The organism is Microbulbifer variabilis, assembly GCF_056232115.1.
In genome coordinates this window covers 1,058,260-1,083,993 of the sequence record NZ_CP174325.1, presented here as the reverse complement: position 1 = coordinate 1,083,993, position 25,734 = coordinate 1,058,260, and the positions used below count along the sequence as shown (strand labels likewise).

General features: G+C 46.0%; 14 protein-coding genes and 1 pseudogene. 14 read left to right on the top strand and 1 reads right to left on the bottom strand.

Annotation, left to right across the window (positions count from 1 at the left end):
• The first annotated feature begins 47 nt into the window (after window positions 1–47).
• From ACJJI7_RS04645 to ACJJI7_RS04620, 6 genes are all read left to right on the top strand, one after another.
• Complete coding sequence (locus ACJJI7_RS04645; RefSeq protein WP_444902542.1) at window positions 48–680, top strand: hypothetical protein; 633 nt, start codon at window positions 48–50, stop codon at window positions 678–680.
• On the top strand, window positions 670–2,589 hold the full coding sequence (locus tag ACJJI7_RS04640; RefSeq protein WP_444902543.1) for a TnsB C-terminal domain-containing protein: 1,920 nt from the start codon (window positions 670–672) through the stop codon (window positions 2,587–2,589). Before ACJJI7_RS04645 ends, ACJJI7_RS04640 begins: the two co-directional genes overlap by 11 nt.
• Window positions 2,586–3,587: a TniB family NTP-binding protein gene (locus ACJJI7_RS04635; RefSeq protein ID WP_444902544.1), complete on the top strand. Its 1,002-nt coding sequence runs from the start codon at window positions 2,586–2,588 to the stop codon at window positions 3,585–3,587. The genes ACJJI7_RS04640 and ACJJI7_RS04635 overlap by 4 nt, the downstream gene beginning before the upstream one ends.
• 391 nt (window positions 3,588–3,978) lie before the next feature.
• The gene (locus tag ACJJI7_RS04630; RefSeq protein WP_444902545.1) at window positions 3,979–5,451 is read left to right on the top strand and encodes a TniQ family protein; all 1,473 of its coding nucleotides are present in this window, start codon (window positions 3,979–3,981) and stop codon (window positions 5,449–5,451) included.
• A gap of 393 nt (window positions 5,452–5,844) precedes the next feature.
• On the top strand, window positions 5,845–6,630 hold the full coding sequence (locus ACJJI7_RS04625; protein WP_444902546.1) for a hypothetical protein: 786 nt from the start codon (window positions 5,845–5,847) through the stop codon (window positions 6,628–6,630).
• A gap of 248 nt (window positions 6,631–6,878) precedes the next feature.
• A complete protein-coding gene (locus tag ACJJI7_RS04620) occupies window positions 6,879–8,057 on the top strand; it encodes a hypothetical protein (RefSeq protein ID WP_444902547.1) in 1,179 nt (392 codons plus the stop codon).
• 204 nt (window positions 8,058–8,261) lie between these two features.
• Here the strand turns inward: ACJJI7_RS04620 and ACJJI7_RS04615 are convergent, their stop codons facing one another.
• Window positions 8,262–9,086 carry a metallophosphoesterase gene (locus tag ACJJI7_RS04615; RefSeq protein WP_444902548.1) on the bottom strand — a complete coding sequence of 275 codons (825 nt, stop codon included), beginning with the start codon at window positions 9,084–9,086 and terminating at the stop codon, window positions 8,262–8,264.
• Window positions 9,087–9,795: 709 nt separating this feature from the next.
• Here ACJJI7_RS04615 and ACJJI7_RS04610 point away from each other — a divergent pair.
• The 8 genes and pseudogenes from ACJJI7_RS04610 to ACJJI7_RS04575 all read left to right on the top strand — a co-directional run.
• On the top strand, window positions 9,796–10,764 hold the full coding sequence (locus ACJJI7_RS04610) for a chromate resistance protein ChrB domain-containing protein (RefSeq protein WP_444902549.1): 969 nt from the start codon (window positions 9,796–9,798) through the stop codon (window positions 10,762–10,764).
• Window positions 10,765–10,777: 13 nt separating this feature from the next.
• The gene (locus tag ACJJI7_RS04605; RefSeq protein ID WP_444902550.1) at window positions 10,778–11,485 is read left to right on the top strand and encodes a ferric reductase-like transmembrane domain-containing protein; all 708 of its coding nucleotides are present in this window, start codon (window positions 10,778–10,780) and stop codon (window positions 11,483–11,485) included.
• Between the two features lie 149 nt (window positions 11,486–11,634).
• Window positions 11,635–17,265, top strand: a complete 5,631-nt coding sequence (locus ACJJI7_RS04600; protein WP_444902551.1) for a FlgD immunoglobulin-like domain containing protein — start codon at window positions 11,635–11,637, stop codon at window positions 17,263–17,265.
• Window positions 17,266–17,313: 48 nt separating this feature from the next.
• A complete protein-coding gene (locus ACJJI7_RS04595; protein WP_444902552.1) occupies window positions 17,314–18,207 on the top strand; it encodes a TolB family protein in 894 nt (297 codons plus the stop codon).
• A gap of 12 nt (window positions 18,208–18,219) precedes the next feature.
• Window positions 18,220–19,329: a FlgD immunoglobulin-like domain containing protein gene (locus tag ACJJI7_RS04590; protein ID WP_444902553.1), complete on the top strand. Its 1,110-nt coding sequence runs from the start codon at window positions 18,220–18,222 to the stop codon at window positions 19,327–19,329.
• 29 nt (window positions 19,330–19,358) lie between these two features.
• Window positions 19,359–19,781: a tetratricopeptide repeat protein gene (locus ACJJI7_RS04585; protein ID WP_444902554.1), complete on the top strand. Its 423-nt coding sequence runs from the start codon at window positions 19,359–19,361 to the stop codon at window positions 19,779–19,781.
• A 137-nt stretch (window positions 19,782–19,918) separates the two neighbouring features.
• Window positions 19,919–24,055, top strand: coding sequence for an RHS repeat-associated core domain-containing protein (locus tag ACJJI7_RS04580; RefSeq protein ID WP_444902555.1), 4,137 nt, complete (start codon window positions 19,919–19,921; stop codon window positions 24,053–24,055).
• A 1,176-nt stretch (window positions 24,056–25,231) separates the two neighbouring features.
• Window positions 25,232–25,709: pseudogene (locus ACJJI7_RS04575) on the top strand (IS6 family transposase); the annotation flags it as partial.
• Window positions 25,710–25,734: the final 25 nt, after the last annotated feature.

The following is a 25,734-nucleotide window of genomic DNA, read 5'->3' as shown; positions in this document are numbered from 1 at the left end:
TAAAAACCATATAATTTGAGCATGAAAGTTCAGGATATATGTAAAAAATGCGATCTCCTGCCCGTAAGCTGAAAAAATCCGCTGTTAAGAACATCGTTCGATTTCCGGCAATTAAGTCGGGCAGCGGAAAATCAATCCTCGTTGAGTCCATTTTGGAATCAAAGTATTGTTTCCATCTCGAATTTGATTCGAGAGTTAAAACCTACTTCCCTCAGCCGCGAACATTTAGTGTATTCGTAGATGGTGAAGAACGAAAATATACACCAGATTTCGAAGTGCACTATGTATCAGGCGCTTGTAAATATGTTGAAGTTAAGCCTTTAGAGCGTTCTCAAAGGGAATGGTATCAAAAACTTTTCAGTAGTTTTGAAGCTTCACTTGAAAATCCTAATATAAGTTTTCTGTTGGTTGATGAGATGGAGATTACTCGTCAGCCTTTGCTATCAAATTATGAAAAGCTCTATCAGTATAGAAAGCGCCCCATACAAGATATGCGTAACTTGTATCAGTGCGCTGAAAGTGTTGGCAATACAATGCTCCTTTCTCGCATGATTACGAAGCTAAAGGGTAAAGCCAGCTTGAGGGAAATCTATTCCTGGCTGGCATTGGGGTATTTAAAGTTTGATATAAGCTCCGAACACCTAAGTGAGACAACGGAGGTGACATTCGATGTCTGTTGAGCTGTGGGTAGAAGGTGTCATCATTGAATTTAGAGATGAAGTTCCGTGTAAACGAGCGATGATCAGGTCTGTAGGCAGCAGTGAAATCGTACTCGCTGATATAGCAACTGACCGAATCTCAAGAATACCTAAAGCGGAGTTAAATGAAATCTATTCATCTGGAGGGTTGAAACTACTCGCTGAGACACGAGACTTTGGTGACTTAAAGTTTTTAGATCTTACTGAAAAAGAGCAGCAGGAAACAAATAGAAAATATCAGTACATTAAAAGGCTTAGAGAGTACGGTATAAATAAAATTACCGAAAAAAATGCAGGAACAACAATACGCAAAGTTGCAGGGGAGATTGGCGAGAAACCACCCCATTGGCAGTCTGTTAGAAGTTGGTACAAAAGATTTGTAGAGTCTGGCAATAAAATGCGAGGCTTGTATCCAAGGCATCGATTTAAAGGGGATCGAGAACCTAAAATAGACCGAAGAGTTCTAGAGATAATTCGTTCTGCAGCGAAACGGTATTTTTCCCCAAGTCAGCCATCAATGGCTTCAATTTATCGCAATGTTGAGGAGAAAATACTCTCGCATAATTTAGACTTCCCTAATGAACGATTAAAAGTGCCAAATTACCATACGGTAAAGTCCCGAGTTTTAGAGGTTTCTTATCAAAATAAGCAGAAGGCAAGACAAGGAGTTAGAGCTTTACAAGCTGAATTAGCTGGATCCGAAAGCGGAATAAAAACTACAAGAGTCTTAGAGCGAGTAGAAATAGATCATACTCTCTTAGATATCCACGTTCTCCATGATGATCATAAGACCTTACTTGGTAGACCCAACATTACAGTTCTAATAGATCACTACTCACATATGGTACTCGGCTTTCAGCTTTCATTTGAAAAGCCATCTTATGCCTCAGTTTCCATTGCTTGCATCAATGCATTTTTACCAAAGACTGAATTCTTGGAGTCGCTTGGCAGCGATGCATCCTGGCCAGCTCATGGAATACCGACAACAATAGTTACTGATAATGGTAATGAATTCTGGGGGAAGAATTTTTGTGCTGTGGCAGATGAAATTGGATCAGTATTTCAATACTGCCCGATACGGAAGGCGAACTATAAAAGTCAAGTTGAACGATTTTTTGGCACAGTAAATTCAATGGTACTGGATGATTTGCCTGGTGTAGTACGAAAGGCTGGGAAGTGTGGTGATACATACGATGGAAGGCAGGAAGCTAAAATTACATTTTCTGAGTTCAAAAGTTATTTTGTGAAATGGCTTATCGAAGTTTATCACAACGAGCCAATTACACAGCTTGGAGTGACACCAAATGAGTTATGGGTTAATTCAGAGCAACAGTTTCCTGTGCCTGTTGAGGAGGAAATGGATTTGACCCCCCTCCTCATGGCTTCAAGTACTAGGGAGCTTAGGAAAGGTGGAATTCGAATATTTTCACTGGATTATAACTCAAATCAACTTAGGGATTTGTATCGAAGAGATGGACCTGGGACCGTAAATGTTCGGTACAATCCTTTTGATATTGGATATATCCTGGTTCGTGATGATGTAAATAAAATTTTTCTGAAGGTCGAATGTGAAAAATTTGAATATGCATCGGGATTATCAGCTTTTGAGCATGACAAAATTAGAGCGAAGGTAAAAGCTGTGGGTAAATCAAAATTAGATGATTTAGATCTTCAGCGGGCAAGAGTTAAGCTGTCGAAGGAGCGTGAAAAATTACATGCAAGAAATTCCAGGCGCAAAACACAGATAACTACTTCTAAGGCTGCACGTTCTGAAAAAATTGGTGTTAGCGATATGAAATTGGTGGTCGACAACACTAAGCAGGTTATCGATATTGATTGTGCTTCTGAAGATGATGATCTCGATATGGACGGCTGGAGCATAGATAAGTGAAGAGAGTAAATGCTATCCGTCCATTTATAAAAAGTCCGTTCATTACAGAGATGCTCAAACTATTTGATACTCTTCGACTTAAGAAGCAACAGTTTGATGTTGCTTCTTGCTTACTGTTGACGGGAGAGTCTGGAAGTGGAAAAAGTGCATTAGCGGAATACTATGTCGATAAGAACCCCATAGTCGAGCAGGATGAGAGAACGTATATTCCAGTTCTTCATTTTGAATTAAAGGCTATTTCCACTCCCTTAGAATTCTTGAGGTCATTGCTGGTCGCTATAGGCGATCCTCAGCAGGGGATGGGAGCAAGAAATCAAGGTGAGCTTTATGAACGGTTAATTACTTTGATACGTGTGGTTGGTGTAGAACTTCTTATTCTTGATGAGATTCAGGTAATTATTGAGCGCCGTAGTGCAAAAGTAGTAACCGGTATTGCTGATATATTCAAAGATCTAATAAAAGATACGAAAGTACCAATTGTGTTTATGGGGATGCCTTGGAGCAAGTATCTTGTAGATTCAAACCGCCAACTTAAAGGACGTATCGCATACCGTCATATTGTCCCGCCATTTCGAATAAGTCAAAAAACTGAGCGAGATAACTATAGACGCCTCCTGAAACTATTATCAGATGCTTATGGTATTTCAAGTGGAATTAAGCTAGAGGATATTGCAAATGCTTATAGAGTGTTTGCTGCAACAGATGGGAATTTGCGAGCGACAGCAAACTTGATTGGTGATGCTTACATTCTTTCCAAAATGGAAGGTAAACCTTTTGATCTAAACCTATTAGCAAGTGTTTTGAGGGAATATGGCGTAACCAATAACGTAAATCCATTTATATTGCCTCTAGATAAACTAGAGTTAAGGGAGCTGATTATACACTCTGATTGGCATTTTGGTTATCGAGCAAACAAGAACTCTATCGTAGATGCTGAGTATGCTATATATGGTATTGCTCCTAATAAAAGACTCTACATGATTGAAGGAGCTGCTTAAGGCTTATTATAGAATATCGCCCATAAAGATAGTGATATAAATTTATTGCAAGCTATATTTTAAGAGTGTGAGATAATATTGTTTTTGTGCTGTACATAATCTCAGAAAGAATATTTTAAATGTTATCCAGATGATAAGATATTTTTATGTTTTTAATTAATTGTATAAGCAATCTAAAGAAAGTAGGAATGTCGAAATTTTATGAAACAAAATTTTGTGTTTGAAGAAGCAATTCCGACACTATAACTAAAATTAAAATTTTTAGTCTCCTTGTGTACAAACTAATAGTTATTGTTAATGCAGTATTATGAGTAATCCAATATTTATGACCTACTCCCAAAGTTATTGATTATGTAGCAAATAGAAAAATTTCCTAGTTAGGTACACAGGAATGGCGATGTTACTATCAAGACCCTTCATCCAGCCAGAAGAATGCTTGGTCAGTTACTTAGTTCGCTTGTCAGAACAAAATGGCTTTAACCACATTGGTAAATTATTACACTATGCTGGCCTTAAGTGGAAAAACAATCGTGTTCCTGTTCACCAGATTCTTACAGGAAAATTTAATACAAGGGCGTTTCTAGCCACTCTTGGCCTGATAGCAGGCTATTCGAAGCTAGCCCCTATTTATCGATCATTCCGACCAATCATTGATACTCCCAATCTTATTGTAAAGCGCCCCAAAGTGTGTCCAGACTGCTTGGAAGAATTGGGATATTGTAAGTACCAATGGGCATTGCTTCCGGTAGTGGTCTGTTCTAAGCATCAAAAAATGTTAATAGACGTGAATCCCAATTCAGGCATGTACTTGAGCTGGTACCGTCATCATTTGAATAAATTTGATGGCGAAGTCAATTGCATTAAACCTAGCCTTAATAGTGCGAAACTAAGTCTAATAGAACAATCAGTTTATATTGAGTCGTTAATTTCTGGCAGACAATCAAGCAGAGAAATTCCAATTGTATTGCAAGGGATGTCATTAAGGGAGGCGTTGAGTTTTATACATTTCATTGCACACTATCAAACTCGCTTATTGGGTGATTCATTTAATCCTGTGGCAATGAAAAATCTTGAATTAAGTCAGATTTATATAAATGTGTGGCATTTGCTTCATGGATGGCCTGATAGTTTTTATGCGTTACTCAGCCAGTATATTGATCATCCAATGAGCAACAAAGGCCAAGGTGGATTAAATAAACACTTTCGAGATATCTATGAACGTTTACATCGGCAAAAAAATAATCAGGGAGTCGCAAGAATAAAAGCAGAATTCAATCACTATATTCAGGAGTATTGGCCTGGAGTATTGGAACCTGAACGGATTACAAGAATACAGGTGACTTCTACAACTCGTAAGATTATTTCGAAAAAAGATGCCATCAGAATTTTAGGATGTAGAACAGAAAGGATTGACAAACTTGTTCAACAGGGTCGTTTGATATCAGTAATTTTTAAGGGAAAAAAGCATTATAGACGGGAGGAGGTTGAATCACTTGCTAATGAATTGTCAACAAATTGGGGCATGAATGAGGCATGTAAAGTACTTGAGATAACTCGATACCAATTAAAAAAGTTATTGGATGCGGATATTATACATACGCTCCAGAAACCAGATGGCCTAAACCGAGACTGGGTAATTAATAAGGAGCAAAGCCTTTCATTGATTGAAAATCTACGGAAAAAAGCTCGTAAGTCTGAGTGTGCATCAGCCGCTATATCTATGGCTGGTGTTCAGCGACAGGGTTATTCTATCGTCCGGCTTGTTTTGGCTATGCAGAGAGGAGAACTTGAATACAGTATAAATTCTAAAGTGAAAAATCATGCAAGCATGAAGCAGTTTATTGCTTTTCAAAAAGTGAGATAATTCAAAGCTGACTTAGCAGTGAAAGCTCAGAATTGATTGACGAAGATCGATTGGGTTACCTTCTGGATATTTATGTGGCTTCTGAAGAAGTAAAAAAATTTATTCTTGATGGTATGGTTTTTCACTATTTTTGGGGGGCGCTATGGTACAAAAATCATACAAGAAGAGTTAAACATCAATCGTAACATCAAGCAATAAATAGAGTTCGGCACATTAACATTAATGGGTAAAAATTAATTTATAAAAGGTGACACTTCCCAATTAATTCAGCACTTAAGTCTATATCGTGACGCTCCTTATTGCTCCATTTTCTGATAAGCAGTATTAGAATTATTAGAAAAATACTGGGCACTAATGATGTGCAAAATAAGATACTTGCCGGGGAGGTGGTTTTTGAGGGTTATTCTTTTTGTTCTATGCCTAGCTTCCATTGCGGGAGATGCTTCTGATATCACTTATAAATCACAATTTAGCAAAGAGCAGATAATTGCTTTCTTTAAAGAAACATATGATCAAAATACCGAAATCAATAATCAGTGGATGATGGATGTGCCTCGCCATGAGGATGCCTTAATAAGAATGGAAATGGTTTCAGATCAAATTGATTCAGGTAAAGAAATTTCCTATCTGGAAATCTATGGGCTGAAAAAGACAGGAGAAGGTAAATACCTCATTCACTTTTATGAAAACCATGGATGGGTAACACTTTCTGATTTGTTTCTCCCACTAACATTTCCCAACCTTATTCAGCGCAATAGACTACAGCTAGCATCTAGAGGTTTCAGCAAAAAAGATCTTGGTGTTCTGGATATATATTTAAGATCAAATAATCTATCAAGGAAAAAGCAGGGGTTATATTTAAGTTATCTAATTTCAGAAGGCCCTCGTCTAGTTGATATTTACAAATCCAACGGTGGCAAATATAGAGCATTTATAACCTACAAAGAAGAGGTTAACAATCAATCTAATCGGTTGGCTAGAGAGTGGTGTTTGAATTTATACAACATGTTTTATAAAAGAGCTAAAATAATTATTTTGTCATATTTAACTGACCAATTGGGACAGATCTCGATCATAAAGGAATCTAATATAGGTGAATCTATAGAGGTTATGTTCAAGGGAATTGAAGACGGAAGCTTAGTAGCTGCAATAAAGAAAGAGCTAGCCAAAGGAAAATGACATTATATTTAATTTTCTATTATTAATTAAATTTTTCACAAGTGATGTGCTTTCCGTAGTAAGAATTAACTTTTCCTCCATTGCTGGAGTTCAAGTAATATATATTTTACAAAGCATTTTACATTCAAGTCATGCTTCTTGGTGTGTGGTTAATTAAAACTCGATAATATATTTTTGGTGTGTCATAGTTAGGATTAGAGCGGATAAATAAATGTTGGGTTAGTGGGGCTAGGCTTTGAAAAAATAGTATGAATCTGATTTATAGAAAGAGAAAATATTTTGATGAAAGTTTTCCTGACTATCTGGGGCGATTAGCTTACTGGAATGGTTATAGGGATTCTGAGGTCTTGGTCGTCTCGCTTATTAATTTGTATAAAGATATAGCGGGCGGGTATGATATTTCTGAAAAGGAAAGGAAGAAGTTAAGTGATTTTAATGTAGAGTATAAGCGCCATAATCTGAAATGGTATAAAAGCCGAGTAGCATTGGAGTTTGTTCTTAGAGAGTACTTCCCTTTATCAGAACTTAACTTATATGAAGCCCCACCTAAACGTTCTGTGTCAGATAATAAGATTTGCCGTAAGTGTTGGGAAAAGAATTCATATGTCAGATTTTATTGGAGAGAAGGTTGCTATAAGGTGTGTCACTTACATAGTGAAACCTTAATAAAAGTTAAAAGTATACCGTATGGAACTTCAGTCTCTAGCTTGACTAATGATTTTGATATTGATGCATTCAAATATAATTGCAAAATAACTAAAGCGATTTTGGAATCTCGTATAAAAATGGGTTGTTCTCTATCGGACCTACACTTTGAAATGGCGGTTGCTATTGACGAGATTAGTTTGTGGGGTAGAGTTCAGAGGTTTTTGAAGAGCAGATTTTTATGGGAGATAGACGTTGAGCGTTATCTTGATATTCAGCTGGTAGCCGGCCTATCTATACCTTCCAGATTAGAGAGTGTTATTAGTAAGCTGCATTTCGAGAATAAACCTCAGGAAAAACTGCTACGAGTAGTCTTGATACTTCAGATCGTTAGATATAATTTTTTAATAAAAATGTGCTCGACTACATGGAACTGGATACTTTCAGAGTCATACTCTCTAAGTCCATTTTTATATTCCTATATTAAAGGTGTGAAAAGCAACCTATTTGCAAGTAATGAAATGACGGATAACTATGTTGTTTACCCAGTAAGTTTTCTAAGCTTTTCAGATAGGCAATTATGCAAGTTTATCATTGAGTCATCAATTTTTACTTCTAATGAACTAAAAAATTTTTACAAGGGTGGAAAAAGTTATAGTACAGGAGTATTAGAGCCCAGAGGTATACTTGGCAGGATGGAGGTTGATTATGATAAATATAAAGATGCAACTGGTAAGAATGTATTTGATATTCAGCCGGCCAAAAGGAAAATTCTGGCCTAGTTTAAATGTTAAGTATAGTGGAGCTGCTAACTAGATTTATAATATACAAAGGTAAAGCTTATAGGGCTGCCTGTTATAGATGTAAGAGTATTGTGGTATTAAATGAATTTAACCTCGAGAGGAAGCGCCAATATCGCTAAATTGCAGGCATGAATCAATTAATTGAGATGTTGGGGCACAACTAAAGGTGGGTAGTTGGCGCAGTTATTGAGGCACTTGGGTGTTTATGCAATGGATACTTAGTTTGTCTCCTGCATATCCGCGGTAGGTGTCTAAGAAGTAACAATTACCCACCGTGGTTAGTATGGGTACGTACGAATGTCCCATATACACGTAGTCGATCCCTGTAATTTCAAAGGGTCGAATTAATTTCGAATCTATGTTTTCTAGCTTTCTAAGTTGACGAAGAAAGTCAATTTTGTATTGAGATACGGTTCTTTTGTTAGTCCCGAGTTCCAAAACTTCCTGATATAGACGAGTGGCTAGCGACCTTCGCCAAAATAGTAACTGGGCGGCCGCTTCAATTTTTGGCTCAGCCAATGAAGCTCCTTTTGACCAGGCATCACTAATATCGTTAAGTAACATTTCAATGACCAGCCAGCTGCTGTTAGGTACATCAGCATGAACGAGCCCAACCCGGATATCACCTCCATTTACTTCTAATGCCCAAGGCCAGCTCCTTAGTTTTTCTACAATCGTTTTCTGCTTAAGAGGAGATAACTTATAGAACCAGGCCCCACCATTCGAAAGATGCACTTGAATAGAAGTGGGGTTTTCGAATCCTGCAATCGTCATTGCTTCATGATTTCCAAGGATACTAATGTAAGTGCGTTGATCAACCATCTCGACCAAAGCAGCACTTTCTGGGCCACGATCGACGATATCGCCCAGAAAGAATAGGCGGTCAACATTGGGGTCAAAGCTGAGCCCTGACAGTTGGACTTTTAGTTGACTAAGGTATCCGTGAACGTCGCCGACTAAAAAGTCTCGCCCCTTAGAATTGCGGTCTATCTTCCAGTACGTGTTCATAACCGTTCGCCAGAATCAAGCTTATATTAAATATTAATACGAGTAGCTACTCATTTGGGCGGCTTTGCTATCACATTCAAATAATCAGGCACCATGTATTGGTGGCATGGATAATGTAGTAGTCGTTGCCTTTATGGCTAGAAGTTGACTGTAGAGATGGTGCCTACCATGCATATACAGCTCATTTTGTTTGATGGTGTCTTTTTCTACAGAGGAGCCGTGAACAATCGAAATGGTATAGGAGGCCCAAATAAGGGGGCGGGGATGAGTTAGGCTTTTGGTAACGATTAGCCTAAGCTATAAAATCAGCTGGTCTCAGTAAAATAAGGGATCGCTGTAATTTACTTTTTAATTGCGTAAGATTGGATAAAATTTTTACTCTTTTAGGAGTAAAATTATCATTCAGTATTTCTATAAAATTCACTCTGGCTTGAGGAAATGTAGATAACCTGCTGCAGTTATACAGAAAATTGAAAAGAAAAAATAAACAAATCCTGGGCTGCCCCTCCCTGTATTCATATCAAAAGAATGTTTCCCAATCAGTTTACTTGAGTGATTTTCTCTATATTGCTTGTTGTGTAGTAATTTTTGCTGTGGTAGAAAGCCCGGCAAGGTTACTCACGCTAGCCTACGATAGCGTTTATAGGTTTAGATAGATCTAAGCTTCTTTGTTGTCTTACGTATGTTATTGCTAAAAGGAAGTTTCCACTTGGGCAGTATTTTTCGAGTCATTTCAGTATTACTTTGCCTGTGTCTCACCGCTTGCTCTAGGTCTGAGTTTGAAACTCCACAGGCTTTTGTCAGTGAGTATGGGTTGGGCCCGGATAAGTGGGCGACAGCTTGGTTACTAACTCGTCATGTCAATCCCGAAGCTTCTCTGCTGTTTGTCGAGCAGGGAGAGTCTTTGCCTGCGGGCATTGAGTTCGATACCCCTGAATCTGATCTCCGCAGGATAGAGAACCAGACTGCCTTTGAAGTGACTCAAGTCACCTACGCGGTTGAAGATCCTGTGGTTCTCAATCTGGTACATATCATCCGCGATATTGAAGTGAACTTCTGGGGCGCGGATAAAACCCCAGAGGCACAGGTGATCGAGTCCGCTTTTCGAGGTTTACAGGAAAGCTATGGTCGAGACACCGTTCCCGCTGACTGCTATCTGAAATTCTTTGATCGTGTGTATTCCGCTCTCTCCCAAAGCACAGAAGAACAGAAGCCTTTGCGACAAGATAGTCTTGCAATGACCTGTGATGCTGAGGTGCACGCCTCAGAAAAGTCGCCGGTCCAGGAGATGGCGATTGCCGATCTTCTTATGCAAATGCAGCAGGGTAAACGGATTGTCTTTGTTGATGTGCGGGAGGAGCAAGAGTTTGCTGAGGCCCATATCCCCGATGCCTTAAATATTCCGCTGCGTGAACTCGATGATCAGATAGTGAAGCAGTTGGATGAAGCTGACTACGTCGTTAGTTACTGTGTTAAAGATTTTAGAGGCTTTGAAATGGCTAAGGCGTTGAAGATGGCGGGCATCGAGAACTCCGTCATCCTTAAGCCCTACGGTATTAAAGGCTGGGTTACGCAGGGGCTGCCAACGGTGGGCTCCAAGGCTATGCAGAGTGAGGAGGCCTTAAGGCTACTAAATAGTTGTGTTTCCACAGGGCGCTGCCCAGGGTTTGACTCTTGATAGGGGGGCAGTCATGGAGCAGGACAGAGGAGAGTACATGAAGGCATCTATAGCAAAGTGGAGTGCACTGCTTATCGTGTTTATCGCGATCGGTATCCCCCTGATCACTTGGTGGTCTTCTGTCGGTAATCCAACCGATTATTTTGCGACCCTCCTACCACCTGGGCAAAAGCTGTACGTCTTCTCCAAACTCGCTGGATTAGTAGCGATCAGTCTGTTGGGTTTGCAGTGCTTACTGGCGCTGGCTAAGCGCCTAAGTTGTAGGGCGGGTACGCTATCATTTTGGAACATTAGGTTCCACAAGGTGCTCGGCGTGCTGACCTTTTCCTTGATATTGCTGCACGCTTCTCTGTTCTTTGCTGCTGTATCAGTGCGCACGGAGGCTCCAGCCTGGGGCCTGCTATTACCAAAGTTTACTCACGGATATTACAGCCAGCAGGTGAGCCTGGGATTGATTGCATTCGGCTTGTTGTGCCTGAATGTCTTTGCTGGATGGAAACTGGCCTCTGGAAAGGGAAAGTGGCGTATCGGGCACACCCTGTGGGTAGTGATATTGCCACTGGCTTTTATTCACGCGCTGTCCATCGGAACTGAAACCCGCGCGCCCTTAATGCAGGGTTTTCTCCTGGCGGTGTCCGCACTGTTACTGGTGGCTGGGCTGGTCCGGTTTAAGAGTGTTTTTACCTTCGGGATAAAAACAGCGTTTGAGCAAAAAGGGTAAGCGTTCATCGCCAAGCGTGAACGAGCGCAAGCGTTTAGTGGTTGGTATCGGTCTGTTGAGGGTTGGGCGGGGCCGCTTCATAAGTCGGCCGGGGTATTTCCCGGTTTGTATCGATGCTTTATGCAGGACGACAATAAAAGGTTGATGGAATGATCCAGGGTCGATTAAGAGAGGTTACACGGCGCAGCTTCTTTACCGGGGTTGCGCAGCTCGCGAAAGCTGGCCTACTGGCCGTATTCTGGATGTCTATCGCAGGGTTGTCCGTCGGCACTCAGGCAGAAGTCCTGCTTTACCCGGTATCGGAAAGAGTCTATTCGCCCGACTTGTATATTAGTGGGCTTTCAGCGCAGCCCAACGAAGCCATTGATATCGAGCTCAATGGCACGACCGTTGCACAAACGCGAAGCAATGCAACCCGTGAGTTTGCACTGGTTGTGGCGCTGGCTGCCGGTGACAATCGTATCCGTGCTCTGAACACGGTTTCTGCAGAGACTTCTAATCTACAGAACATTCAATATGCCCCTGTCGGGGAGGCAGACCACATTGGTACCCAGCTGCAGGTGCGCAGTGATATCGTGGCCCCGCTACTGAATCCACCCACTGCAGATAGTCAGACAAATCCGATCACCCTAAGTGGCATTGCAGAGCCGGGCTCAACCGTCAGTTTTTTTGTGAATGGTCGGGTAACAAGAAGCATAAATGCCGATGACAGTGGTGTCTTCTCTACCTGGGTGCCCTTGGAAGATGGTGACAATGCCATCTATGCGATTGCTGAGACGGACGCAGGGCAAAGCGTTGCCTCGAACAGCGTGGCTACCTCCTACACCAACACCCTAGCAAGGGAGTGGTCCGGGGATCTGCCCAATACTCTGGTGTGGACCAAAGGCGATGGCTCCCCCTATGTCCTCAATGACGATCTGAATATCTCAGCAAATATCACCCTCTGGATTCAGCCGGGGGTTGAAGTCGTTGTGGATGGTAATCACAAGTTGATTATTGCTGGGCATTTGCAGGTGGTGGGGTTCAGCGAAGAGCTAGTTCAATTTAAGCCATCGACGCAATCTTGTAATGGCACCAGTACCCAACGTTCAGATTGGCGGGGAATTGAAATTGTCGCAGGGGCTACGGCGGCCATTGACTATGCCGAGGTGCACTGTGCTACAAACGGTATCTACTTTAACGGTGGTGATGGCTCGGTGCGCAACTCCGAGCTTTTGTATAACAGCACCGGCATTTATACCTATGGTGAATCTGCCGGAGCGCATATCGCCCCGGAAATTATCGGCAACACGATTCGCGGCGGCACTAACGGGATCTACGTCAATTGGAACAGTGACCCACAGATTAGCGGTGGCAATATAATTACCGGCAATAAATATGGCATTTATGCTTGGGGGGATGTCACTTATGCGGTGCGGAACCCAATACCGGTAGTGACCGGCAACAGTCTTTACAACAATAGCTCTCACAACTATTACACCGTAAATTTTAACTATCAGTTCTCGATCAATCTGGACGCTAGGGGCAACTGGTGGGGTACCGATAGCCCTGATCTAATTGCTCAGAAAATATACGACAGGACGGATAAGAGCTCATACCACCTACCGTTTGTGGATTACCGAGGTTTTCTCAATGGTCCAGAGGGAGAGCCGGCCTATGCGGGAGAGGCGCTGCTTGGTTATTTCACCGAAGATACATACTTGTCCGAAGCTAGCTATTTAGTACTTGGCTCGGTGGAAGTTGTTGCGGGTGCAACTCTGAGTATCAGTGCGGGTACTGCACTCCAGTTTACTGGTAATTATCCATTACTGGTTGAGGGTGTATTAACGGCACAGGGTAGCGAGACCTCGCCGATTTCCTTTAAGCCCACAGCTGTCGCCTGCAATGACACAAATTCAAGCCGCTCAGATTGGCAGGGCATCGAAGTGGCTGCTGGAGGAGTGGCGACGATTGAATACGCCGAGATTCACTGTGCTGCAAACGGTATCTACTTTAACGGTGGTGATGGCTCGGTGCGCAACTCCGAGCTTTTGTATAACAGCACCGGCATTTATACCTATGGTGAATCTGCCGGAGCGCATATCGCCCCGGAAATTACCGGCAACACGATTCGCGGCGGCACTAACGGGATCTACGTCAATTGGAACAGTGACCCACAGATTAGCGGTGGCAATGTAATTACCGGCAATAAATATGGCATTTATGCTAGGGGGGATGTCACTTATGCGACGCGGACCCCAATACCGGTAGTGACTGGCAACAGTCTTTACAACAATAGCTCTTACAACTACTACACCGAAAATTTTAACTATCAGTTCTCGATCAGTCTGGACGCTAGGGGCAACTGGTGGGGTACCGATAGCCCTGATCTAATTGCTCAGAAAATATACGATAGGACGGATAAGAGCTCATCCCACCTACCGTTTGTGGATTACCGAGGTTTTCTCAATGGTCCAGAGGGAGAGCCGGCCTATGCGGGAGAGGCGCTGCTTGGTTATTTCACCGAAGATACATACTTGTCCGAAGCTAGCTATTTAGTACTCGGCTCGGTGGAAGTTGTTGCGGGTGCAACTCTGAGTATCAGTGCGGGTACCGCACTCCAGTTTACTGGTAATTATCCATTACTGGTTGAGGGTGTATTAACGGCACAGGGGAGCGAGACCTCGCCGATTTCCTTTAAGCCCACAGCTGTCGCCTGCAATGACACAAATTCAAGCCGCTCAGATTGGCAGGGCATCGAAGTGGCTGCTGGAGGAGTGGCGACGATTGAATACGCCGAGATTCACTGTGCTGCAAACGGTATCTACTTTAACGGTGGTGATGGCTCGGTGCGCAACTCCGAGCTTTTGTATAACAGCACCGGCATTTATACCTATGGTGAATCTGCCGGAGCGCATATCGCCCCGGAAATTACCGGCAACACGATTCGCGGCGGCACTAACGGGATCTACGTCAATTGGAACAGTGACCCACAGATTAGCGGTGGCAATGTAATTACCGGCAATAAATATGGCATTTATGCTAGGGGGGATCTCACTTATGCGACGCGGACCCCAATACCGGTAGTGACTGGCAACAGTCTTTACAACAATAGCTCTTACAACTACTACACCGAAAATTTTAACTATCAGTTCTCGATCAGTCTGGACGCTAGGGGCAACTGGTGGGGTACCGATAGCCCTGATCTAATTGCTCAGAAAATATACGATAGGACGGATAAGAGCTCATCCCACCTACCGTTTGTGGATTACCGAGGTTTTCTCAATGGTCCAGAGGGAGAGCCGGCCTATGCGGGAGAGGCGCTGCTTGGTTATTTCACCGAAGATACATACTTGTCCGAAGCTAGCTATTTAGTACTCGGCTCGGTGGAAGTTGTTGCGGGTGCAACTCTGAGTATCAGTGCGGGTACCGCACTCCAGTTTACTGGTAATTATCCATTACTGGTTGAGGGTGTATTAACGGCACAGGGGAGCGAGACCTCGCCGATTTCCTTTAAGCCCACAGCTGTCGCCTGCAATGACACAAATTCAAGCCGCTCAGATTGGCAGGGCATCGAAGTGGCTGCTGGAGGAGTGGCGACAATTGAATACGCCGAGATTCACTGTGCTACAAACGGTATCTACTTTAACGGTGGTGATGGCTCGGTGCGCAACTCCGAGCTTTTGTATAACAGCACCGGCATTCATACCTATGGTGAATCTGCCGGAGCGCATATCGCCCCGGAAATTACCGGCAACACGATTCGCGGCGGCACTAACGGGATCTACGTCCATTGGAACAGTGACCCACAGATTAGCGGTGGCAATGTAATTACCGGCAATAAATATGGCATTTATGCTAGGGGGGATCTCACTTATGCGACGCGGACCCCAATACCGGTAGTGACCGGCAACAGTCTTTACAACAATAACTCTCACAACTATTACACCGTAAATTTTAACTATCAGTTCTCGATCAGTCTGGACGCTAGGGGCAACTGGTGGGGTACCGATAACCTTGGCTCAATTGCTCAGAAAATATACGATAGGACGGATAGTAGCCAATCCCACTTACCGTTTGTGAACTACGGTGGCTACCTGGATGGTTTGAACGGCCAGCCCGCATATGATGGTCTTACTTTATTAGGGGCGATTGCAGAGGATACCGTTCTGCCCGCCGGCCGCCATCTGATGTTGCAGAGCCTAGTGGTGGAGCCCGGAGTGACTCTGACACTGGAAGCCGGTGCCATTTTACGCGCAGCGCCGAATCAGAAACTGCAGGTGGCAGGTACCTTGGTTACTAGGGGCAACGCAACCTCTCGCGTGGTCTTTTCACCGCCCTCAATAATTCCTGCTCCTGGAGAGTGGTATGGCATTGAGGTAATTGCTGGCGGCAATGTCAATTTCGATTACGCTCGCGTAGAGGGCGCCGAGTACGGCCTCGACTTTAACGGCGGCCAGGGCATCGTGCGCAATTCCTTGTTCCGTTTTAATACAAGCGGTATTTATGTGCGTGCTGGCAGCAATCCCCAGATTGGTGACGGCAATGAAATCTCCCTCAACAACTACGGTATATTCGTAAAAGGGGATGGTAGTGCGGCCAATAATCCCCAACCGGTCGTCACCGGCAATAGCCTCTACGGCAATAAAAAATACGATCTCTACACTACCGATTTTGGTGATCCCACAAACGTCAGTCTGGACGTCACTGACAACTGGTGGGGCACGGCGGATGAGTTATCAATAGTGAGGCAAATTTACAATTCCGCAAGCACTTCTCCGCAGGTGGATTTCAGCAACTACCGGGAGGCGACCTCCAGCCCAATCGCAGTGCGCCTCAGTAATGTGACTCTGACAACGACAAAGTTTTCTCCATTGGATGGTGAGCAGGCGCAAGGTGGGTTCTACTTAAATCGCGCTGCCAGCGTGACCACTGAAATCCGCCGGCATGCAGACGATTCACTTGTTTATCAGGCCACCGAAAACTTTGTTCAAGCTGGCGAATATCCAATATCCTGGGATGGACGTGATACTTCAAACGCACTACAAGCCGAGGGTTTATATCGCGTCGTGTTGCGTGCCAGCGACGGATTCGACGACTTCGTCTACGATGTGCCACAACCTATTGGTGAGGGCAGCGTGTCCGGCTCCGTGCCTGCCGGCTATGATGTCTACGCCAACGAGTTCTATAAAATTTCTGTTAATGTAAGAGATCCGAGCCTAGTGAGCATGCAGGTCATCCCGAGTGGCGAATCCGCCTTCTATGTGTTCGAAGATGTGTTCTATTCCACGGGCCAGCACTGGCTCTATTGGGACGGGCGCGATCCGGAGGGCCATGTTGTCGAATCTGAAGTTGGAATTTATTACCCTGCCCCTAAACCCCTTCGCAGCACCGCCATTTATCTCGTCCGTGGTGCGCCGCATATCAGCGGTACCACAGCAGCCCCCAATATCGAAGTAAAATCCGATCCCTATCGGGTCAGCCACAGCTACGAGCAGTTAACACGCATGGCCTATCAGGTCAGTACCAATGCCGTTGTCACCTTTAGCCTACTGCCGCCCGGCATTGTCGATCCCAATCACCCCTCCGCCATTGTGCTGGTTGATGAGCAGCTTATGAGTGCTCAGGATGGTGAGGGCAATGCGCTGTTACACGAAGTGGAGTGGCGTGGTTATAACGAATCCGACCCCAATGCGGTGCTGGTCGGTGATGAAGGTGCGTATATCTTTGCTATCCAGGCGACTTCGCCGGAGAGTGGTGAGAGCACTTTATATCGTGGTGTTGTGAATCTGTATCGCTGAGTAGATAGAAGTTCGATGTTTATAAAAAAAATAAGTCGGTGGGTATTCTTGCTTTGCTTCAGCTGCGTCGCGCAGCTGGGGGCTGCCGATGATATTGCTTATCTGGGCGTAGCCGACGGCTACTGGGAAGTGTGGCACACGAACACCGAGACTGACTCTGGCGAGCAGTTAACCCGGTTCGGTGCGGATGTATCACGTATCTCTTGGTATCCGGATGGGCGCCATCTGCTGGTAAATCTGCACGATGGTCGCTTGTACCGGTTGAATGTTCGCAACAAAGCACTGGCTCAGATTGAAGCGCCGCTGCCCAATATTCTGGATGCGGTGGTTAGCCCTATTGGAGATAGCTTCACCTTCTCACTCAGTACCTCCAGCAGTATCGATGACAACGATATTTATCGGTACGAGTTTGCCAGTAACAAGCTGGACAAACTGACCTCAATGCCGCGTTTACAGCATGAGCCCAGTTGGTCGGCAGATGGTAAGGCGGTGTATTTCCTATCAGGTAATGGTGGCCAGGTGCACGATATCTGGAAGGTCGATGTCGCGGCGCGCAAGACCGAACAGCTCACCGTGGGTGCACTTTATCACTTCGATCTCGCGGTACGCGGCGATGGTGCCATCGCCTACTCTGGCAATCGCTCCGGCAACTATGAACTGTGGTTGCGTCAACTCGATGGTCGCAGTGAGCGCCTTACCGAGAATCCAGCCCTGGATGCGCGCCCGAATTGGTCACCGCGAGGGGATCAATTGGTATTCCACTCAACCCGCGGCGGGAGTATGAATATCTGGCTGTACGACCTTGCCACAAAAAGTGTTAGGGCGCTGACCCAAAGCGAGGCGGGAGCACGTCAACCTGTGTGGGCCCCGCTCCAGCGGGTTGCACAGGTCTCAGTAAAAACTAATAGATCGACTGCGATGTCGGGCCAGCGAGATCAGTGAGGTAAACGAAGTATGAGCAGATCGAACTGGGTAAAACTTTTCTCTTATAGCGCAGCCTTGGCACTGTCGAGTGTGGCTACGCAGGCCCTGGAAATCACTCAAGTGAGTGTGGAGAACCAGGTCTTCGACCCGCTTCGTGGAGAGCAAGCGAGTGTCCGTTTTAACCTGGATGAGCCCGCGCTTGTTGCCCTGAAACTATACGATGGTCGCGATCGTCTGGTGCGTGTAGTGGATGCCGGAAAAGTCGAGGCCGGCCAGCAACAGTTGAGCTGGGATGGTTTAGATCTGCGCGGGCGCCCGGTGCCGGCAGAGGCCTACAGCTACACCCTAAATGCCTCCACGGATGTGCGTAGTGTCACCCATGACTTGACCGACTTGAGTGGCGGTGAGATTGTCGAGGTCAGGGATGTACACTGGGATAAAGAGACCGGTCAAATTCGTTACCACCTGAGTCAGCCTGCACGGGTGAGTATTCGCGTCGGCTTGAAAGAAGGTGGGCCGCTGCTGCGTACCCTGCTCGATTGGGCACCGCGCCCCGCTGGTGCGCAAGCGGAGTCTTGGGACGGCTGGGACGAGTCCCAGGTATTGAAAATCGATGAACACCCTCAGCTGAATCTCGCCATTACTGCCTATGGGCTAGCAGAAAATACCCTGTTTGCAGGGAGCAAGCCACAGCGAGTTAACTTTGCCGACCTTCCTGCAGATAACCAGCGTGAAAAAGTGAAACAGCGTCAGCGCAGCAAGCGTATGTACCACCACACCGATCAGCCGTTAGAGAGCCGCGGCGATATTGAAACTAGCCTGACCCTCGGTGTTGAAGCCGAGCGGGATAGTGAGGGCCGCTGGCTGGTTTCCGGCAAGGTGCCACTGCGCTTGGATGTTGCGCAGAAAGACCGCGAGCGTTTGTTGGCACAGCGCTTTGAACCGGTCTTTTATGTGGACGGCATTTTTGCCTTTGAAAATGAAGTGGGTTTTCTGCCGATGACCTGGCAGTGGGACAGTCGCCGGGTCAGTGAGGGAGAGCATTTTATCACTGTGAATGTACGGGGTTATGAAGGCAATTTCGGTACAGCAACCTTAAAAGTCTGGGTACAACCAAAATCTCCAGAGCCTGTACGTTAGGCAAATAAGAAAAAAAGGAATTTATCACCATGAAAGTATTTTTCCTGTTTTTGGCTGTCGCTCTTTTCTCGCCCGCACAGGCAGCGGAGCAGAGTTATCACAAACGAATTAAAGCTATTGAATACACCCGCCTCGCTGAGCGCAGTAATGAACAGCTATTGATGCTGGCAAATCACTATTACCGCACCCGTAAGTTAGAGCGATGCCACCAACAACTTGAGTTGCTATTAGATCGCGATGCCGAAAATGTTGAGGGCTGGCTACTCATGGGCAGTTTGTGGAGAGCCTGGGGACAGTGGCAACAGGCTCTGGAAGCCTACGACCTGGCCGTTGCGGTGGACCCCGGTCGGGCAGAGATCCACTTGCGCCGCGGTCAGGCTCTTGAACAGTTGGGGCAACAGGATAAAGCCGACCAGGCTTACGCCCAATACCGCGCACAAAGTAAACACTGAATACCCGACACCTCTTACAGAGTGTGTTAAGCGCAGTCGGCACACCGGTGTCGCTGCGTGCATCGCTATTTAAGGCGATCGCAGTAAAAAATTGATGCGGCCCATGAGTCGCCACAAAGAAGAAAAAGGATTACAGCATGACCAGTTGGGGAAAGCTTCACACTGTGCTCGTCGGATTCTGTGCGAGCCTGCTGATGCACACAGCGGTGGCACACGACTTTGGCGGCGACTCCGCCGGTGATCCCCCTCCTGGCCCACCGGAGCCACCGCCCTGTGAGCGCAGTGACAGTGCTTCCTGTGACAGTGACTGCAGTTCCGAGGGTGACCCCATCCGCACCTACGATGGGATTTTTTACTTGATCAATACCGACCTCGAAGTCGGCAGCAGTTATCCCATCCGCCTGGTGCGCCGTTTTGACGGCCGCTCGGAATTCGACAATGCCCTCGGCTACGGCTGGGCCTTCGATCATGACCGTCGCCTGTTTGAGTACCCGGATGGCTCCGTACTTATACGTTCCGGCTGCGGGCGTCGGGATACCTTTGTATTTACCGGTGGTGCCTATGTCACCCCGCGGGACGCCCCCCAGGGAAGCCTGAAAGAACACGGTGATGGCAGCTACACCTTTACCTACGCTAACGGCAAGCGCGACGAATTCGATGCAGATGGCCGCCTGGTAGCGGTTGTTAATCGCAAAGGCCAGCGCCATCGACTGAGTTACGATGAGCGCGGGCGCCTGCCACTAACTGGCACTTCGCCCTACAGCATCGACCCGAGTAAGCCAATGGTAGTGGCCTATCAGCCGCGCCTTACTCGCATTGAGGAACTCGGTGCAGATGGTGTTTTCACTGGTGCTGCAGTGGAGTTTTTCTATAACGAGCAGAGCGGGCGTCTGACTCATGTCATTGCCAGCGACGGCCGCCGTATCGACTACCGCCACGACGAGTGGCAGAGCGCTACCCGCGGCAACCTGGTTGAGGTTTCAGGGCTCGATAATTACCGGGACAGCTTTAAATACGAAGACCCCGCCGATGCACACCGCATCAGCAGTCTGCAGCAAGGTGCCGGCGCCGTCTGGGTAAGCAACACCTACGACGATGATGGCCGCGTGATCAAGCAGATCGAAGGGCAGAATGTTATTGAGCTGGATTACGTTGAGATTGGGACTACCCAGATCACCGAGACGGTCAAGAGTGCCAGCGGTGCCGTGCTCGATATCCGCAAGCGCACCTATGAATTCGATGAAGCGGGTTACCTGCAAAAGCGCATCGATGCCCTCGGCAACGAATTTCGTCAAGTCTACAACGATAATAAAGACCGTATCCGCACCGAAAACTGGGAAAAGCAGGGCGATGACTTAACCCTGCTCACGGCCACCGATTACACCTATAACGGCCAAGCGCAGAAGACCAGTGCCAGCACCACCTTAGCGAGTGGTGAACTCATTACCCAGCGCTGGACCTATGATAATGGTTGGTTAGCCAGTGAAGAGCAGGTTTCCAGTCAGGATCCCGACAAGGTATTCCGCACGGAATATACCTTTGTGCGCGACGCTCAAGGTATACCCACCAATATCGCTACGATCAAACAGCGCAAGGACGACAACACCGATGCTGTTACCACCCTGACTTACTGTAACGGCGAAGCCGGTTGCCCAGATAGCGCCCTGGTCAAACAAATTGACGGCCCGCGCACAGATGTGCAGGACATCGTAACCTTTACCTATTACGACAACATCGACCAGAGTGGTTGTGATACCGGTGGCAACTGTTACCGCAAGGGGGATCTCAAAAAGATTACCGATCCGCTCGATCACACGAAAGAGTTTCTCTCCTACGATATTACCGGTAAGCCGACGCAAACCCTCGATGCCAACGATCTTAGAGTTAACTATCGCTACCACCCCCGTGGTTGGCTGCTTGAGGAGACCCAACTCGGTTCCGATGACAACAGTAGCGACGACGATATCGTTACGCTTTATGACTACGATGATCGCGGAAACGTAACCAAGGTCACCGAGTCAGATGGCAATAGCTTGGTATTTAGCTATGACCAGCGCAATCGCCTCACTCAAGTAGAGGATGCTGAAGGCAGTAAAATTAAGTACACCCTCGATTCACAGGGTAATCATCTAAAAACAGAGATTGTAGATCGGGATGGAAATCTTAAGCAGACTTCTAGCGGCATTTACGATCAACTCAATCGCCTGAAGCAAAGATTGGGCGCCGAGCAGCAAACGACCAGCTACACCTACGATGGTATGGGACGCCTGGCCTTATTCACCGACGCCCTCAGTGTTAAAACCCAATACCGCTACGACGGCCTGGGTCGGCTGGCAGAGAGTATTGAGGATGCCGAAGGATTGGCGGCCAGTTCTAAGTTTGCTTACGACGCGACAGGCCGTATCACCGAGGTGATCGATCCTCGCAACAACAGTACTCTGTATGAGTATGACCTGGCTGGCAACCTCCTCAAGCTGGTAAGCCCGGATACCGGTACCAGCACCCACGTCTACGATACTGCCGGCAACCTGACCTCCAGCACCGATGCCCGCGGTATTGTCAGCAAACTGACCTACGATGCATTAAATAGACTTACCAGCATCGACTATCCCGCTAGTCCCAGCGAAAAAGCCACTTTTACCTACGACAGTATCGAAGGTGGCAATAAGGGCCGCGGGCGCCTGACCGGCTACAGCAACGATGCCGGCTCCACCGTGCTGACCTATGATGCCTTGGGCCGAATTACTCAGCAGGGCGATACGATTGCCGGGCTGGATTTCACAACCGGGTACGGTTACGACAGCGAAGGACGGGTAACCAGTATCACCTATCCCTCTGGACGTATTGTCAGCTACATCCGTGGTGCACTCGGTCGTATTGCCAAAGTCACCATACAGGACAACGCCGAGGCCGAGGCCCAGACGATTCTCAGTAATATCCAGTACGATTCCATGATGGGCATTGGCTCTATGGAGTACGGCAACGGTACTACCCAGAGCTATGGTTACGACCAAGATGGCCGCCTGCAATCGATTGATGCCAGTGGTATAGGCAATATCCAGTCACAGACCTATACCTATGACCTGGTAAGTAATATCACCGGCATTACTGACAACCTGGACAGCAGTAAGAACCAGGTATTTATCTATGACGACCTCTATCGCCTAACCGATGGCAGTTTTACCGCAGGCCAGGATACCTTTACCTATGACCTGGTAGGCAACCGCACCCAGCAGACGTTTACCGAAAGTGGTCAATCACCGGTAGGCACCACATACGGTTATGAAAGCAACTCCAACCGTCTCAAAGCAAAAGGCGGACAGGCCTGGGAACTGGATGACGCCGGTAACACCATCAGCAGTGGTGACGGAGCCTATGAGTACACCTATAACCACGCCAATCGCCTCAAGACCTACAGCGAAGACGGCACGTTAAAAGGAACCTACTACTACAACGCCATCGGCCAGAGAGTGCGTACCGACAAGGCTGAAGACAGCCTGTTGCACTACAGCCTAACAGGTCAATACCTGGGCGAAACCAATCTCAGTGCAGGCGGAGCCGTCCACCGTCAAATAGACTATATCTACCTCGGCGATATGCCCGTTGCCCAGATCGAAACGCGCCTCAGTGCGGGGCAGGTACAGAGCACAACACTTACCTACCTGCACAGTGATCACTTAAATACACCGCGTATTGGTACAAATGACAGCGCGATTGTGTGGCGTTGGGACAGCGATGCGTTTGGACAAGCGGAGCCCAACGCTGATCCGGATGGTGACTTTAACCTGGTTGAAGTCAATTTGCGCTTCCCTGGACAGATCAAGGGGGAGGAAGCACCGCACTACTACAACTACTTTAGGGATTATGAACCCATTACAGGACGGTACTTGCAGAGTGATCCTATCGGTCTGAGAGGTGGTATAAATACTTACTCTTACGTATTAAATAATCCATTGCGTTATTTCGACCCCCTCGGTTTATTTCCAGATTGGCTTGATAAAGCTAAAAAAAATCGACAAAAAAATACTTACACCGAGCACAGAACTCAGCACCCCAAAGAACATGATGAAATTTTTAATCCAACTAAAAAACAAAATAAACAAAAGCGGGAAAAGAAACAGTTAAATGATATCTGTAAAGAGTACGGGATCGACGATAGAGATGATTTCGGTGATTTTTTAGAAGAGTGGAAACCTGATAACGGTTATAGGGGCGGAGATACTTTGCCATACGATGTGTTACGGGATGTAGCTAAAGAATACAAGGGGATATAACCATGTCTTTGAAGCCTAAGTGCTCTTTTCGAATTATTGGGCTTTCTGAGGTTGAGCTCTCTGAATTGGCGGGTAGATTTTTGTCTGGGATAAACTTTAGGTCTGGTTCGAATCATAGGGATAGAAGTCAAAAAGTACTTCGGTTACCTGTTGATGAGTCAACAAAGGTAATGTTGCTGGAAAACCTTGTAGCTTCTGCACCAACAACGGCTATTTGTGATTTTTTTGTATCAATTTCATCCGCGGAGCAATCTGCAGTCGTAGAAATCCCTGAATTTCTATTGTCACTCCAGCGAAGAGTGGGTGGGGCAATCTGCTTTAGTTACACTTGTACATTTGATACCGACTAAGTGGTTCTGTCGCAAAGTTTGAGGGTGTTCAAAACTCTGTGTCAGCTGAACAGATTGTGAGGCTGACAATCACCACAATAAGTTAACTTACTCGACAATCTACACAACAACTTAACCTTGAAATATTTACCGAGTAACTTAACCGGAATTACCCTGTAAATCCGTTGTCTTCCAGGCTCCTTCAGGCAGGTAAAGAAAGCCCACGTTTTCTTTACTCTTACCTACTAGGGTGGAGCCAATTGCGAAATTGGCCACACAAGGGCATAGTGGCCTTGCATCTTGATGTGCTGCTTCCCTAAGTAGCAAAAAGGTTCCAATCCCCCGAGCTTGGGGCCTTTTCCTTTTCTGCTAGCCATTCAGCACAAAAAACGGGTTCTGTCGCAAACTTTCCGTATGGATGAAACACACCTGTGGCACGGACACAGTTATCATGCGAGTGCCATTTCAATTTGATTGCAGCCCGTTAACTTTTGTTGAGGTGATATTAATCGTAGTTATGGTCAATGGCCTAGATATAAGATTATTTATTCTTACACTTTATGCCCTTAAAATACAGATACTGGGTATTCGGTAAAAAATGGGAGTTGTGCCTGGTAATTAATATGTTTAAGTTTTTAAATGACTCTAGGTTAAAATATTTATCTCCATTAATCGCGGTTGTTTCTGTAATGTTGATGGTTATCCCTTATCCCTTATCCCTTATCACTTATACTTTCGTAAGTATGGGGGTTTTACTTTATTTATTATAGGTTTGATTTTAGTTTTTCTTTTCCATTGTGGATTCAACTTTTTGATTTTATCCATTATTAAGAGGTATAAGAGGTGAGCATCACTCTTTTATGTACGCTATACAGATTCATATCGCGATTTGGAAGAGGTTATCCAGGAGCGTGGGGTTACGGTTGATCACGCCACCCTGAACAAGTGGGTTGTCAAATACTCCGCGCAAATTGCCGCAGTGGCCCGAAAGAAGAAGAGCCAGGTAGGCACCTCCTGGTGTATGGATGAGATCTATATCAAAGTTAGGGGCAAGTGGGTATACCGGTATCGGACAGTCGATAAATCCGGTGAGGCCGTTGACTTCATACTCTCAGAAACCCGAAGTGAAGCTGCAGTAACACACTTCTTTGAGCAATCTATTGGCATCAATGGGTTGCCAGAGATGGTAGTCAAAGACAAAAGCGGAGCCAATCTAGCGGGCCAGGCCAACATTAATATCTATCTGTTTCTGATGGGATTCTGGCTTTCATTCAGCGGTAGCCACTCTCGATGGGATTGAGACTGCTCATATGATCCGAAAAGGCGGCTGGGCTAGGAAGATATCCCGGC

Excerpts from the sequence above, each read along its gene's own strand:
- ACJJI7_RS04580 (WP_444902555.1), top strand. The coding sequence starts at position 19,919 with ATGACCAGTTGGGGAAAGCTTCACACTGTGCTCGTCGGATTCTGTGCG.
- ACJJI7_RS04630 (WP_444902545.1), top strand. The coding sequence starts at position 3,979 with ATGGCGATGTTACTATCAAGACCCTTCATCCAGCCAGAAGAATGCTTG.
- ACJJI7_RS04590 (WP_444902553.1), top strand. The coding sequence starts at position 18,220 with ATGAGCAGATCGAACTGGGTAAAACTTTTCTCTTATAGCGCAGCCTTG.
- ACJJI7_RS04605 (WP_444902550.1), top strand. The coding sequence starts at position 10,778 with ATGGAGCAGGACAGAGGAGAGTACATGAAGGCATCTATAGCAAAGTGG.
- ACJJI7_RS04585 (WP_444902554.1), top strand. The coding sequence starts at position 19,359 with ATGAAAGTATTTTTCCTGTTTTTGGCTGTCGCTCTTTTCTCGCCCGCA.
- ACJJI7_RS04615 (WP_444902548.1), bottom strand. The coding sequence starts at position 9,086 with ATGAACACGTACTGGAAGATAGACCGCAATTCTAAGGGGCGAGACTTT.
- ACJJI7_RS04640 (WP_444902543.1), top strand. The coding sequence starts at position 670 with ATGTCTGTTGAGCTGTGGGTAGAAGGTGTCATCATTGAATTTAGAGAT.
- ACJJI7_RS04600 (WP_444902551.1), top strand. The coding sequence starts at position 11,635 with ATGATCCAGGGTCGATTAAGAGAGGTTACACGGCGCAGCTTCTTTACC.
- ACJJI7_RS04620 (WP_444902547.1), top strand. The coding sequence starts at position 6,879 with ATGAATCTGATTTATAGAAAGAGAAAATATTTTGATGAAAGTTTTCCT.
- ACJJI7_RS04645 (WP_444902542.1), top strand. The coding sequence starts at position 48 with ATGCGATCTCCTGCCCGTAAGCTGAAAAAATCCGCTGTTAAGAACATC.